The organism is Trinickia sp. (assembly GCF_051953405.1).
Taxonomy (GTDB): domain Bacteria; phylum Pseudomonadota; class Gammaproteobacteria; order Burkholderiales; family Burkholderiaceae; genus Trinickia.
The window spans coordinates 106,030-119,642 of record NZ_JBQCIV010000012.1 but is presented as its reverse complement, the minus strand read 5'-3'; the positions used below and the strand labels follow the sequence as shown (position 1 = coordinate 119,642).

At 57.3% G+C, this 13,613-nt stretch carries 16 protein-coding genes; 5 read left to right on the top strand and 11 right to left on the bottom strand.

Annotated elements, in window-relative coordinates; translation table 11 throughout:
- Positions 1 to 5 precede the first annotated feature (5 nt).
- Entirely contained in the window at positions 6 to 1,577 is a 1,572-nt protein-coding gene (locus ACTHN9_RS02870; protein WP_440535235.1) for a carbamoyltransferase C-terminal domain-containing protein, read from the top strand.
- A gap of 2 nt (positions 1,578 to 1,579) precedes the next feature.
- Entirely contained in the window at positions 1,580 to 2,821 is a 1,242-nt protein-coding gene (locus ACTHN9_RS02865) for an MFS transporter (RefSeq protein WP_440535234.1), read from the top strand.
- Positions 2,822 to 2,990: 169 nt separating this feature from the next.
- Here ACTHN9_RS02865 and ACTHN9_RS02860 read toward each other — a convergent pair whose 3' ends face one another.
- The 3 genes from ACTHN9_RS02860 to ACTHN9_RS02850 form a co-directional block, all read right to left on the bottom strand.
- On the bottom strand, positions 2,991 to 3,788 hold the full coding sequence (locus tag ACTHN9_RS02860; protein WP_440535233.1) for a BPSS1780 family membrane protein: 798 nt from the start codon (positions 3,786 to 3,788) through the stop codon (positions 2,991 to 2,993).
- Positions 3,789 to 3,905: 117 nt separating this feature from the next.
- Entirely contained in the window at positions 3,906 to 5,048 is a 1,143-nt protein-coding gene (locus ACTHN9_RS02855; protein WP_440535232.1) for a DUF1700 domain-containing protein, read from the bottom strand.
- Entirely contained in the window at positions 5,045 to 5,386 is a 342-nt protein-coding gene (locus ACTHN9_RS02850; protein ID WP_440535231.1) for a PadR family transcriptional regulator, read from the bottom strand. Before ACTHN9_RS02850 ends, ACTHN9_RS02855 begins: the two co-directional genes overlap by 4 nt.
- A 205-nt stretch (positions 5,387 to 5,591) precedes the next feature.
- On the opposite strand from ACTHN9_RS02850, the gene ACTHN9_RS02845 reads away from it, so the two are divergent.
- Genes ACTHN9_RS02845 through ACTHN9_RS02835 form a run of 3 tightly spaced genes read left to right on the top strand, consistent with a single transcriptional unit; the run spans position 5,592 to position 7,295 of the window.
- Positions 5,592 to 5,864, top strand: coding sequence for a metal/formaldehyde-sensitive transcriptional repressor (locus ACTHN9_RS02845; protein ID WP_440535230.1), 273 nt, complete (start codon positions 5,592 to 5,594; stop codon positions 5,862 to 5,864).
- A 9-nt stretch (positions 5,865 to 5,873) separates the two neighbouring features.
- On the top strand, positions 5,874 to 7,163 hold the full coding sequence (gene dmeF / locus ACTHN9_RS02840; protein WP_440535229.1) for a CDF family Co(II)/Ni(II) efflux transporter DmeF: 1,290 nt from the start codon (positions 5,874 to 5,876) through the stop codon (positions 7,161 to 7,163).
- Between the two features lie 3 nt (positions 7,164 to 7,166).
- Positions 7,167 to 7,295: a DUF1289 domain-containing protein gene (locus ACTHN9_RS02835; protein ID WP_440535228.1), complete on the top strand. Its 129-nt coding sequence runs from the start codon at positions 7,167 to 7,169 to the stop codon at positions 7,293 to 7,295.
- A gap of 9 nt (positions 7,296 to 7,304) precedes the next feature.
- Here ACTHN9_RS02835 and ACTHN9_RS02830 read toward each other — a convergent pair whose 3' ends face one another.
- The 8 genes from ACTHN9_RS02830 to ACTHN9_RS02795 all read right to left on the bottom strand — a co-directional run bounded on the left by ACTHN9_RS02830 (position 7,305) and on the right by ACTHN9_RS02795 (position 13,454).
- Positions 7,305 to 8,291, bottom strand: a complete 987-nt coding sequence (locus tag ACTHN9_RS02830; protein WP_440535227.1) for a hypothetical protein — start codon at positions 8,289 to 8,291, stop codon at positions 7,305 to 7,307.
- A 102-nt stretch (positions 8,292 to 8,393) separates the two neighbouring features.
- A complete protein-coding gene (locus ACTHN9_RS02825; protein ID WP_440535226.1) occupies positions 8,394 to 9,434 on the bottom strand; it encodes a hypothetical protein in 1,041 nt (346 codons plus the stop codon).
- 267 nt (positions 9,435 to 9,701) lie between these two features.
- Positions 9,702 to 10,235, bottom strand: coding sequence for an inclusion body family protein (locus ACTHN9_RS02820; protein WP_440535225.1), 534 nt, complete (start codon positions 10,233 to 10,235; stop codon positions 9,702 to 9,704).
- Between the two features lie 87 nt (positions 10,236 to 10,322).
- Positions 10,323 to 10,877 (bottom strand): AidA/PixA family protein, encoded by a 555-nt coding sequence (locus tag ACTHN9_RS02815; protein ID WP_440535224.1) that lies wholly within the window; start codon positions 10,875 to 10,877, stop codon positions 10,323 to 10,325.
- Between the two features lie 71 nt (positions 10,878 to 10,948).
- Positions 10,949 to 11,596, bottom strand: coding sequence for an AidA/PixA family protein (locus tag ACTHN9_RS02810; RefSeq protein ID WP_440535223.1), 648 nt, complete (start codon positions 11,594 to 11,596; stop codon positions 10,949 to 10,951).
- Positions 11,566 to 12,180 (bottom strand): AidA/PixA family protein, encoded by a 615-nt coding sequence (locus ACTHN9_RS02805; protein WP_440535222.1) that lies wholly within the window; start codon positions 12,178 to 12,180, stop codon positions 11,566 to 11,568. Before ACTHN9_RS02805 ends, ACTHN9_RS02810 begins: the two co-directional genes overlap by 31 nt.
- Positions 12,181 to 12,228: 48 nt before the next feature.
- Positions 12,229 to 12,801: an AidA/PixA family protein gene (locus ACTHN9_RS02800; RefSeq protein ID WP_440535221.1), complete on the bottom strand. Its 573-nt coding sequence runs from the start codon at positions 12,799 to 12,801 to the stop codon at positions 12,229 to 12,231.
- A 95-nt stretch (positions 12,802 to 12,896) separates the two neighbouring features.
- A complete protein-coding gene (locus ACTHN9_RS02795; RefSeq protein WP_440535220.1) occupies positions 12,897 to 13,454 on the bottom strand; it encodes an AidA/PixA family protein in 558 nt (185 codons plus the stop codon).
- Between the last annotated feature and the right edge of the window lie 159 nt (positions 13,455 to 13,613).

The following is a 13,613-nucleotide window of genomic DNA, read 5'->3' as shown; positions in this document are numbered from 1 at the left end:
GAACTATGCTCGTTTTGGGACTGAAGCCGGGGCATGATGGGCATATAACATGTATTGACGATGGCGTCCTGTCTTTTTCATATGAGTCAGAGAAGGACACCAATCCGCGATATGGCCCTGTGACCGTTGAATCGTTTATTGAGGCTTGTGCCGCAGTTAATCGGATTCCGGACATCATCGCCGTCAGCGGGTGGAGTAAAGGCGCGCATCCGGAAAGCGGCTCGCCTATTGGTGCGGGATATTGTGGCCTTGTTCCGCCTCGTTTGACGATGGGTCAAATTTTCGGAGCGCAGGTTCACTTAGCAACAGACTCGCACGAACGGTCGCACATAATGTGTGCATATGGCATGTCTCCGTTTCCACAAGGACAGGTGTGTTATGTATTGCTCTGGGAGGGCTATATAGGGTCGCTCTATTTTGTGAACGAAAATACGGAAATTAAGCATCTCGGAAAAATCATGTCATACCCGGGAATTCGGTACGCGTTTGCCTATAGTGTCGCCGATCCGACATTCAATTTTAGGCCCGGAAGTGTCAGATTGGGGGATGCGGGGAAGTTGATGGCGCTCGCGGCATTTGGACGGCGACGAGCTAGGGGGGATGGACAAGATAGGTTTATCTCCGATGTACTATCGGAGAATCTTACGTTGAATTTGCTTGACAAGAATCTATTTTTCAATTCAGGCTATTTTAATATTGGCGTCGAAAGCGAAGCTTTCAAGGATCTGGCGCGCGTCCTTTCTGACAGAATATTCGATACCTTTCTAAGGCGTGTGCGATTGATGGTTGATCGTGAGGCCCCATTGTTGATCGCTGGTGGATGTGGCCTGAATTGCGATTGGAATCGACAGTGGGTTGACAGTGGACTATTCTCCGACGTGTTTGTTCCGCCGTGCCCGAACGATGTTGGATCCGCGATCGGTACGGCGATTGACGCTCAGTTCGCGTTCACTGGGTACGCTAAGATCCAGTGGGACGTCTATCGTGGCCAGCCCTTTGTCGAGGACATCGACGAGATTGAAGGTTTTTGCAAAAGCGAGATGGACTATCATGCCGTTGCAAAATTCCTATACGGTGGGGCCATTCTCGGTTGGGCCCATGGCAGGGCCGAAATCGGTCCACGAGCCCTTGGAAATCGCTCAATTCTTGCAGCGCCGTTCGCGGTCGCAACCGTGGATCGGCTGAATTGCATCAAGCGCCGCGAATCCTTCCGACCCATCGCACCGATATGCTTAGAGGAGAGTGCGTTCGAATACTTCGACCTCCACGCGACAAGCCCTCATATGCTCTATTTCGCGCGCGTGAAGGCGCACTTCTTGCGTGCAGTTACTCACGTCGACGGATCAAGTAGGCCCCAGACGGTGAACCGACGCCAGAATCCAAGGATGTATGAACTGCTATGCGCGTTCGGCGAAATATCTGGTGTCGGTGTTTTGTGTAATACGTCTCTCAATTTCAATGGGGCTGGATTTATCAACCGAAGCAGCGATCTTGTGCGGTATGCGAGAGAGACTGGCTTGGATGGATTTGTCGTTAATGATAAATTGTATATGAAAATTGGTTGGAATGAGTGTTAACTATGACTGCAACGGTCTCTCTATTTTCGGTGCGTGGTTATTCATCGTTCCTATTCGGGCGTATTTTGAACTCGGTTGCCATATGGGTTGATTTCACATTAATATTTTCGATTTTGTCTTTTCATTATCAAGTTGATCCGAGTGGGTTGGGGCTTTCTGCTGCGCTCTACGGCCTTCCGGGCTTGCTTCTCGGACCATTCGTCGGTGCATTGGCTGATAAAAAATCACCCGCATTGATCATGATCGTGAGTGCGTTCGTGCGTTTCGTTACCTCTATGGGATTGGCATTTTCTGCAAATGAAACGATTTTTATTGTGTGGGTATTTTTGAAGGGTATGGGCAACTTGGGAGCAATTCCTGCGGAGCAGGTTTTGATTAGACGTCTGCTTTCTAATGAGCAGATCATTTCGACTGTCGCGCTTACGTCAGTGCTCGATCAATGCACCAAGATTCTCTCCCCGCTGCTTGGCGTCGGTTTTTCTGTCGCGCTTCATTCTCGCGGCGGTTTTGGGTTCACTGGGGGGCTAGCCCTTCTGTCTATGGGGTGTGCAATCGGCGTGGCCGGTGTCGTTGGATGGGGGAGCGCGGCGGGCGGTTCGCAGCGGCGCTATCCTGATTTTGCGCTTGTTCGGCGGGTGATATCCGAGAGTCCGAGCTTTGCGTTCGCGCTGGGACTTGCGCTCGCGTCTTCGATGGTTCTCGGGCTATATGACTCTATTGTAGTCGTGTTGCTTCGAGAGCATGGCTTGCCCGACAGTTCATTTGGGACAATCGTGAGTTGTACTGCACTCGGTGCGATTGGTTGTGCGGTCGTGCTTAAGAAGCTGTTGGCGCGCGCTTGTGAAGCTACCTCACTAAGTGTGTTTGTTGGCGGATTTAGTGGCTCGGTAGTTGCGGCGGGACTACTTGCGCTTACTCTTCCATCGTTGGGATTAGGCATGCTATGCATGTTATGGCTTATCAACGGGTTTTGTTATGGGGGCGGCATGATGGTGTACGGAATCGCCCTTCAGAAAGAGGTGCCTGCAGACGCACTCGGAGTTGTATCTACTTCGGTGCGTAGTCTGCAACTCGCCGCACTGGTCATCGGACCAATTATTGGATCTTGGATAGCTCAATATGTCGGCGTCGAAGTCACCTTTATAGCAGCGGGTGCGCTAGGGCTCGCGATAGTCGCTTGGGCTTTACTCCGACGCACTCGCAAAATGCGATGCGCCAATCGATCGATAGGCCCAGCCGCGTAATTGCTCCATAGCTTTCGGCTATGCGCGGCTAAGTTTCCTCCTCAAATGGTGGCGCTCCATCTGCACCCGCACGAAATCCCGGAAGCGGCTCAACGCAGGCGTCGGCGCAGCCGATGCGCGCTTGACGGGATCGACTGGTGCATCCGATCCCGGCCGTCGAACCGACGCATCATGCAGCGGTCGAAGCCGACGAGGCGAACAAATCCCGATAGCCCCCATAGATCGACAGCAACATCGGCGGCATCAATGCAAGCGACGTGATCAGCAGAGGAATCTGACGCGCAAGCAGCACCGCATCGGCCACGGCCACGACGTAGATGAGCGTGGTGCGCCAATTGCGGACGGCGCCGTGCAGGCTCGATGCCATCGCATCGAGCGGACCCGCGTCGCGAAGCACGACCAGCGCGGGCGCGAACCACGCGGCGGCCAGGGCGACCGTGAAAATCGGCAGGGCGACGAGCGTCGCGACCGTCCCATGCAAATCGGCGCCGCCGTAGGTAATCGACAGATGATGCACGCCGCTGGTGACGAACGACTTGAGCACCGTCGCATCGACGACGACCGCCGAGAGCACGTAGCCGACAACGATCAGCGTCGCACTGGCTAGCCCGATGGTCAGCAGCGCGTAAGCGTGCTGCGCGACGGTGCCGAGCATGTCTCGCAGGCGTGCGGGGCGCCCGATCCGTACGCGCTCTTGCGCGATCATCAACGTGCCCACGACAAGCGGTGCAAGCAGCACGATGGCAGGGCGCAGGAGCGGCACGCGCTTACAGGCGACAGCGAAAGCGGCACAGACGAACCAAGTGCCGAGCCACAGCAGCGGCTGGGAACGCACGGCGCGCCAGCCCGTTTCGAGCCAATCGAGGATGAACATGGCGTCGAGCTGAAAGCCGTCGAGATGCGCCGGCGCGGGAGCGGGCCGACGCCCAGCCGAACGGGAAACATCGGTGAGATAGTGCAGGCTCATGGCGATTCCTTTCTTTCGATGTGGCGTGAACGGTAGTGGCTAGTCATTAGGACTACTAATTGTCTGGCAAAACTGCCGGCCCTAATGTCGCCGGACCGGTCATACCTGAAGCGTGTGCTACGTCGTGCGTTGTTCGTGTCCGTCGAGCCGAGCCGAGAGCGCGTCGATTTGGCGATGCACATGGCGGGAGAGGGCGCGCCACGTCACACGCGTCAGCCAAATACATACGATCAGGCCGAGCACACCGCCTACCAGCATCGCCAACGCGCAGCGAAACGACGCGGGGCTCATCGACCATCCCATCGGTGCGTCGATACTGAACTTGTCGCTGCCGCTCTTGATGGACAGGCCTTTATCGGGATCGATGACCACCGAATCGGCACCGCTTTTGACCGCGAGACGGCTCGTATTGCCGCGAGCGTCTTGCTCGAACTGCACGTGATCGGCGCCGTCGTCGTCGCGGATATCCCAGACGAAGGCCGAGGGATTGTCATTGGCATGGCCGATCGATACGACTTTGCCCTCGTCGTCCTTGAGCACCAGGGAGGTTACATCCTGTGTCGCGATGCGATAGCGATGATCGCCGGTGGAGGTCAGCAGCTTGTCCGATCCGTGGCCGACGGCGACGATCTTCATCTCGTCGTCTTCGTTCTTGAGCACGACCAAGCCCTCGCGCGTCACGATGGACGCCTGGCTGCCGTCGTCGAGTGTCAGCACGAATTGATCGCCGTCCATCTTGATGCTGCCCAGGTCCGGCGCGCGGTCGCCCGCGTCTTTGTCATCGTTGCTCGAAGCGCCCGACGCTGGGCGGTGCGTGTTCGTGCCGACGTGAATGGACGGTTTGTCGGCCGGCGGCCAGCCGAACAGCTGATGGCTGCCGATGTAGACGACGGCGATCAGGCCGCCGAGCGCGAACGCACCCGATACCATGTAACCCGCCGTCAGCAGTGTGAGGTACAGCATGAACGGGATGAACAAGATGAGGTTCAGCAGGCCGAGCCCGGCGATCGACACCACCACGCGTGCGAGGTTGCCGAACGAGCGGCGCGCTTCCCATTGCCGGTAGGTGGCCTGCGCCTTCAGCTCGCGAGCGAGCTTGTCGGGGTCGCCCAGGGCGGCGAGCACGTCCTCTTCGTTGCGGCCGGCGGCCATCGCGTCGCCAATGTACTCGCGGTAGTCGGCGATAATTTCGTCGACTTCCTGCTTGGGCAAGCTGGCCAGGCCCTGCCGCAACCGCTGAATGAATGCGTCCTGCTTCATTGACGTTCCCCTTTGTCTTGTTCCATACCGGGCCAGCCGAGCACGTGGTTCACTTCGTCGACAAAACCGCGCCATTCCGCTTGCATCGCTTGAAGGCTTCGACGGCCTAGATCCGTCAGCGTGTAGTACTTGCGCGGCGGGCCGGAATTCGATTCGACCAGATACGTCGACACCCAAGCTTCGGCTTGCAGGCGGCGCATGAGCGGGTAGATCGTGCCTTCGCTGATCTCCATCGTCTCCGACAGCGTCGAGACGAGTTCGTACGCGTAGCTGTCGCCGCGGGCGAGCACGGCCAGCACGCACATGTCGAGCGTGCCTTTCTTGAGTTGGGTCTTCATGCTGCGCGCCGGGGGCCGGACTGCTGGGTGCTATGCATCGCAAGGTACTTGGTTTGACATGGTGCGAACTGTAGCAGCCAGTATTGTTTTATGCAAGGTACTGGGTGAAGTAGAGGAGCGGGATGGGCGATGGCGGTTCGACAAGCGCATACCCCCGTCCCCTATCTGCAGTAATATAGCCCCCTACCGTATTTTGGAGCTAGCCGTGAGCCATACGATTCGCGAGAAACAGAAGCTGCTCAACCGGGTTCGTCGTATCAAGGGACAGGTCGAAGCCATTGAGCGCGCACTTGAAGAAGAGCGCGGTTGCATGGATGTGCTGCAGCTCATCACGAGCAGCCGTGGCGCGATGAACGGATTGCTTGCGGTGGTTCTCGAAGACCACATTCGAACGCATCTCGTCGACGCCGAACCGGGCGACGAGCACGGCAGCGGCACCGAGCAACTGATCGAGGTAGTCCACAGCTACTTCAAGTGAGAGGGAAACATGACCAACTTTGAAGATTCCGCTTTCGGCGCGGGACATGATCACATCTTTCTGGGCGCAGCCCATGAAGACAACGAGCGCAGGACCTGGATGGTGATCGCGCTGTGCAGCGCGATGATGGTGGCTGAGATCGTCGGCGGCAGTCTTTTTGGCTCTCTCGCGCTCGTCGCCGACGGCCTGCACATGTCGACGCACGCCGGCGCGATGCTCATCGCCGCTTTGGCTTACACGTACGCGCGCAAGCACGCGACCGACAATCGCTTCGTGTTCGGCACCGGCAAGCTGGGCGACCTCGCGGGCTTTACCAGCGCCATCGTCCTGGCCATGATCGCGTTGCTGATTGCTTACGAGGCCATATCGCGCTTTCTCTCGCCCGTGCCCATCCACTTCAATCAGGCGATCCCTATCGCTGTGCTTGGGCTGCTGGTCAATCTCGCGAGCGTCTGGCTGCTGAGCGGCAACCACCACGGCCACAGTCATGGGCATAGCCACGGACACGGCCACGGACACGGACACGAAGACGAACAGGGTCACGAAAGCGAAGTGCATCGCATCTCTGACCGCAGTGGCAAGTTTGTCTTGTCGGTTTTCGAAGACGGTGTCCCACCCGTCTTCCGTATTACGCCCGAAACGGCTTCCGCGACACTGAGCGCCAGTGCTGTGTCAGTGACGACGATCCGCCCCGACGGCATGCGCCAAACCTTCGCGTTTGCCGATCGCGGTGGCTATCTGGAGTCGAAGGACGACATTCCCGAGCCGCACGCATTCAGGGCCATCGTCCGCCTGCCCGGTGGCGAACATCAGATCGAGTTCGAAGAACACGAGCACGATCGCGACGATGCACAGGCGTCCATGCACCGCGACCACAACATTCGCTCGGCCTACATTCACGTGATTGCCGACGCTGCGATTTCCGTGCTGGCGATCATCGGCCTGCTGTTGGCGCGTGCGTTCGGCTGGGTCTGGATGGACCCGCTCGCAGGTGTGATCGGCGCGCTGGTGATTGCGAACTGGTCGTGGGGTCTGATGCGCGATACGGGCCGCATTCTGCTCGACATGAATCCGGACAAGCGTATGGCTGAGAACGTTCGTCACGTCATTGAAGACAACGGTGACACCGTGCTTGACCTACATGTATGGCGCGTCGGTCCGGGACATATGAGTGCGATCGTATCGGTGGCTACCGGTCACGATCAGCGCACCCCGGGGTTCTACCGCGCGGCACTCAAGCGCTTCAAGGGGCTGTCGCATGTGACGGTCGAAGTGAACCCGACCCGCGTTGTGGCCTGAGGGATGGCAGTCAAATCGCCATGCATTGATGTCTGTGCGTTCGACGGCAAGACCGGTCTTTGCATCGGCTGCCGAGAGGCAGGCGCAGCCGGCCCCGGACAGGTCGTCCGGGGCCGTTGTCAGGCGAGTTAAAGCTCGGGATTAGGTGTTAGTGGGTTTGTCCGGCTTATTCGCAGGGTCTTGGCATCCGCAGGGGGGGGCCTTGTCGGACCCGCAGCTCGAGCAACCGTCCGGGTAAGGTTGGGTGGGCCACGAGGATTGCGGATAGCAGGCGTCGATCGCCTTCTGCATGAGCACCGTCAAGCTGCAAATCGACCTCATGATGTTGCCGAACTCGTCGCACAGGGGATTGGGACTCGGAGCCGGGCCGGGGCCGGGGATGGGGGTCGGGTTCGGGTTCGGAAGGGGGATCATCGACAAGTCGAGACGGGTCGCGGCGTCTATCCTGTCCGGATCTGTCCAGCCCTGCCACATGCTCGTCAGCACGGTGAACGCGCTGCTGTTCATAAACGTGCACTGGTACCGGCCGGTTTGCGGATCTTGTACGAGCATCCCGGGCGCGAGTGCGTTCGTCCCGTGAGAGAGGCTCGTCGGCCAGAAAACGTGCGTGCAGGCGAACTCCTTATGCGCTGGCATGTGTTCCAGCGGGTGAGGGATGACTTGCGGCCAGCCGGCCTTATCGATCCCCACCGCTGCGCTCAAGTGCACCGCACCCGTCAAGAGATCGGTCGTTTGTCCCTTGAGCGATACGTGCGCCTCGATCGGGTCGTGCGCATGGAGGGAGATCGTGCCCGCGTCTTCGATTGCCGCGCAGATGGTGCCCGAGAATCGCGGTGACTGGTTGTCCTGGGGCAACGGCAGAATGAAGTAGTTGCCTTGCATGCCGTGCGACCACTTCTTTTGTTTGAAGTTGTTGACCGCGCACTGGCCGCCTTTGAAGAAGATGAATTGCCCGATCGTATCGTCGCGACAAACGGCATCGAGGTCGCGGTCCATGCCCCAGGCCGCGAGTTCCGGCCAGATCGTACCGATCGGGAGGGTTTGCTGCACCTTTTGTGCGAAGTCGTCGACGATGATGCAGTCGCTTCCGCTGAATATACAGAGTAGTGTGCCGTCCGAGTTTGCCATTTTGTTTTCCTAGATCGGTACGCGAGGCTGAGCAAGCCACTGGCTCAGAGGGCTCCCGCCAGCCTCGAATCGTGATGTCGACGCAGATGCAAGGACAGGCGTCTATTTGCCTTGCGGGCGCACAGGCCCGGGCCCCACGATTACCGGGTTTCCGCCCGACTGTCCGTGGCATCCGCAGGGACGCTTTGTGCCCGAACTCGAGCATCCGTCGGGATACGGCTGCGTCGGCCAAGACGACTGCGGATAGCATGCGTCGATCGCTTTGTGCATCAGGACGGTCAAACTGCAGATCGTTTTCATGATGTTTCCGAGTTCGGCGCACAGCGGATTGGGCAGCACGGGGCCCGGCGGGAGCGGAATCGGATGCGGGATCGGCGTGGGCGCGGGGAGCGGAGTCGGCTTCGGATTCTCGTAAGACACCGGATCGGCGCGCGTTGCAGCTTGGATCGGATAGGCGTTGTCGTCGTATTCCGAATACAAGGTTTTCAGATGCATGGCGCCCGTTACCCCGGTAAAACCGGGCACGTTTCGCTGGTCGAACGTGAATTTGTACTGGCCGTCGCTCGTGTCGTGGACGATGAGGGCCCGCTCCAATTTATCGTCCCCGGCAGGACCGTAGGCCTTGAGTTCGGCCACCAGGGTGGAGGCGACCAACGTCTGGGTGTTCGTAAGCTGCCATCCGTCCTTGACGATGTCGCCGTATTCGTTGTTGAGCTGGACTTTGCCCGTGAAGGGGTCTTGCCCGGCGATTTTTCCGTTGACGAATTTCGTTCCCTTGTACAGCGCGTAGTATTCGTGCGCAACGCCGGTGCTGGCGGCGGTGAGGTCGCTGTAGAAGGCGTCGCTGTCGCCCGCCGGGAGATTGGACGCGGAGGCGTTGAAGTAGTCTTTTATCTTGCCCTGTATCCACTTCTTCGAGCTGTAATTAAAAAACGCGCATTCGTCATGCTTGAAAAATGCGACGGAGGTGTGCTCCGGGCAATAGTAGGCCGCATCCAACTGACTGTCCATGTTGTAGGTGGAAAGCGTCGGCCATAGTTCTTTGATTGCATAGACGTTCTGTAGTTTTGGCGCAAAATCGTCGATGATGAGACATTTGTCGTTGCTGAAAAGACAAAGCAAGGTACCGTCGGGCGCTGGCATTTTTGTTTCCTCGAAGATGTACTGTTGACGTGCGTGACGCAATCCGTCGGAATCGCCATGTGGGATTCTTTGTTTATTGAATTCGGTTTGGCTATGTCCGGAACGCGAACGGCAATGAGACGATGTTTTCGGGATTGCCGATCAAAGATAGCGGAAAATTGTTTTAAGAGGTGGGTGTTTCGTTACGGCAATCGACGAAAGAACTAGTCAGGGAATGGAGTATTCACTATTTGTAAATTGGCCTGAAACCATAGCGAAGACGGCCGTTCACTGAACCACGATTCCCGGATCCCAGGAGTAACAGCCATAGAGTGTCTGCTTCTCTCGATGACTATCGAGCCGGAAGACGGCAATGTGCAAGTAGAAGTATTCCGTGCCGACGTGACTTACTTTTGAGGCCAGGCTCACGAACGTGCTTGGCGAATGAGTGACGGCTAGCGCGCCCGCGCTGGGCACGTGCCTGACAGCGCCAGGAACCGTCACTGCGCTCGTCTGAAAATTGTCGAAGACGTAGTCGCTTGTTTTACCGGGCGGGTCCCAATGTTGGATGCGATACGCTATGACAGCGTCGTCCGAGTTGGCCGAGATCGACATCCCACGAAAACTCACCGTGTCGCCCTCCGTTGCCTTGACGATGAGATCCGCCGTCGCTTGCTTATCGACGAGATGGGTTGCCGCGCAGATCATATAGAGATCGTCGTGTGCGATCGTCGTGGGATTTGCCGGGTCCTTGCTCGGATTGAGATATGCCGTTTCCAAATGATGCGTGTCGACGACGACCAGAATGTTGATGTCCGACATGATTCGCTCCACGGGAGGTCGAAACAACGTGCAGACGATGCACCTGCACCAAGGTGAAGAATACGATTGGAAGTCGTGATGAAACGCCTAGCCCACTGCATATCGGTTCTTCCCGGGAATGTCGATGGCCGGGTCGAGCGAGAGTATGCCGACGCGGGTGCCCGTGCTGTCGAATACCGAAAAGGTAATCTTGTAGGTCACGTGTCCGGCGGCTTTGACCTGTGCCTCCATGCAAAAATCGTCGACTGTCTTTGCGACGATCTTGCCGTCCGCGAGCTGGACGGCGATGGAACTGCTGTTCGCCACCGGCTTGGCATCCGAGACGACGGTCGGGGCGTTAAACGTGAAGGGGTGGATGAAACACCGATGCTCGAAGCCGAGCGTTAGCCCGGCGACGCGAAAGCGAAGGTAATCGCCCGCATCGGCCTTAACGTCCAGGTAGTAGCCTCCCTCGTCGGCGGTTTCCCCCTGGCCGCGTACCCCGTAGGACGCTCCAAAATTCACGTCGCTCCAATCCGTGAGGAAGAAAATGTACTTTTGAAAATTTTCGAGGATAGTGACCTGAGATCCACTGATGGAATAACTTTTGTCGCTAAGAATGCCGCCGATGTCGGCGAACATCGTGACGTTGATCACCTTCATGCGCGACTCCTTCGAATGAGACACACGCCAGGGATTGTTGCTTCGATATGATCTATTCGGCGGAATCAATCTCAAGAAATGGAATAGGCGGACGCGCCGGGCCAACTCGCGTAAAGGTAGGTGGAAAATCCGCCGATTCGAGTGGCGTTGCTATCGAATATAGAGAAATGGATCGTACATTGATCCGTGCCCGTTTTGTCGCCAACGGTCAGTTCCCAGTAATCGTCGAAGGACTGCGCCGGTGCAGGCGCGCCGGTGGTCGCTTGCAGGGCTGCCGCAACGGCGTCGCACTTGTGGCCGGTGACGGTCACATTGGCGTAGTAGCACGTGATCGACTGAATGAAACATTGATACTTGAACCCGGCGCTCAGGGACTGAGTACGCAGCCTGATCTTGTCGTTAGCTTCGGCCCGGATGTTCAAGTTGACGCCACCTTGGAGGTTCAGATTGGAATTGGCGGTTCCGGGCCAATAGGGCCCGGCATTCAGATTGTCCCAACGGGTCAACCCGAATACGATGTCTTGGCCCGAGGTCGAGGCATCGTAGTAGGCATTCGGGCTATAGAATGAATCTTTGATAAGCCTTTCTATGTCGGCTATGTAGGTTACGTCGATATTCATGGTGGCCTCTCCAAAGGATGTCATGTCGGCACCGCGCTCGACGCGTTGCCGCCGCTTGCCGCCAAAGCCTAGGGTTGCACCATGTACCAGAGCGAACACACGAAGCTTCCACGAAGCGCGGCCTTGTCGTCGTAGATTCGAAATTTCATGTTGGCGGACGCTAATCCCGTTTGGATCGCCGTAAATTCCCAACAGTTGTCGATGAGCGGCACCGGTTTGACTTGATCGAGCGTGGCAACGGTTGGGTCGATAGCCGTGGAAGTCGATGTACGGCGTTCTTGTGTCGGCGGTGTGATGCAAAGGTCACCGCTGGCGATATCGATTTGCTCGATGAAGCACTGGTTGTCGCGCTGCAAGGCCAAGCTGGTCGTCCGTAGACGGAGAATATCGCCGACCTTGACGATGACGCGCAGATCGTTGCTGGCTTCTATTGCGTCTTGGTTGGTGGTTTTCGCGATGTTGTCTGCCGGAGCGAGTAAAAATAGGTAGGATCGGCCGCTGTATTTGAGCGCTATCCATGTGTCGTTGGCGGTGCCTTTATCGGTGCCGGCGTTGCCCGAGCCGGCGTTACCCGAGCCGGTACTCGCCGGCGTCGATTGTGTCGGTTGAGCGGGTTGCGTGCTGTGATCCTGAAGAATTTTTACGGGATCGAATACGACGGTGCAGTCGACGACGGTTGGCATGATGGCTCCGCTGAAATGTTGGCGTTGCGATAACGATTAACAGTCCGGTCACGTGATATACGGGTCGTGCGAAAAGATGCCTCGATGCGATCCATCGCTATCGACGATGGCGTACTGCACGTTGTAAGGTTGCCGAGTCGTGCCCACAACCACAGACTCCCACCAGTAATCGTCGGCGACTACCGGCGCCACGCGGCGCGGTGCGGTCGAGCCCGCGCCCGCCCCGACGCAGGCGTAGGTCACCCTTTCGATTCGCGGTTTAGGGGGCGTGACGAACTTCCAATCGGTCCAACCTTGTATCAGTGTTAACGACTGGAGATAGCATCGGTGCTGAAACGGCGACGATAGGCAAACTGCTCGCCATCGGATGATGTCGCCCACGTCGGGTTTGAGATTTAATGAATAGCCACCTTCTTGTTGATCTTGTACCCCTATCGGGTCCTCCATGTATGGGTCGAGATCGATGTCCTTATATTGATCGACGCTTGCCCAATAACTCATCAAGAACACGTAACCTCTTCCGGAATTCTTAAGGTCGACGGGGGTGTACCCATTGGGTTTGTGGTCTCGGAGGATGCTTTCTGCATCGACCACTACGAGTATCGGTATAGTTTTCGACATGGTTGATCCTTCGAGAACGATCGGCCGACAAGGCGAGCGCCTCGATTTTTTGGAGGTTCAGGTCGGTATGATAGGCGGCGATAATTTTCGGGCGATCAAGGATTGATCTTGATTTTCGATTGAAAACTATATCCGCCCAATCTGTGGGCTGTGTGATCGTAAATGGAGAAATTTAAAGTGAGGTTCACTGTGCCTGTACGTAGCATCGTCGCTTCATGGTAGTAGTCGGCTTCCGAGATGCGTAGATACTGAGTAAAAGGCGGCACTGCGGGATTCATGTCGGTTGAGCTGACCGAACGACAGACATCGTTCGGCTGTGTCATGCAATGGGGCGACGAGTCGGCGACGATTTGGTCGATGAAGCATTGATAGTCGCTCCGCCATCCCAAGGGTGTCGAGCGAAAACGGGCGACGTCGCCCACCGTGATGACAAGCTTGACGTCGTCGCCGCCTTCTTCCTCCTGATGGTCATGCGCTTGCTGCGCGCAGACCTCGCTTGCATCCGTGCTTTGTGCGATATCCGCGAAGGAAGTGACCGCGAATACGTAGCCGAGCCCATCGTTCTTGAGCGGGACGTATCCATCGGGGTTGCCGTGGTCCCTCATCACGGCGACGGGATCGATGGCGACCAGCGCATCGATGATTTTCGGCATTCCGCACTCCTCGCGAAGATATAACTTGGCTGGCGATCGGTAGCCGTAGTTTTACCGAAAACGTCACGTGATGGACGTACGAATCGCACGTGCAGTCAGGGCGTGCCGAGCGAATCTCACATGCTGACGATATCGTCGATTGACGCGCTTTTAACCGGC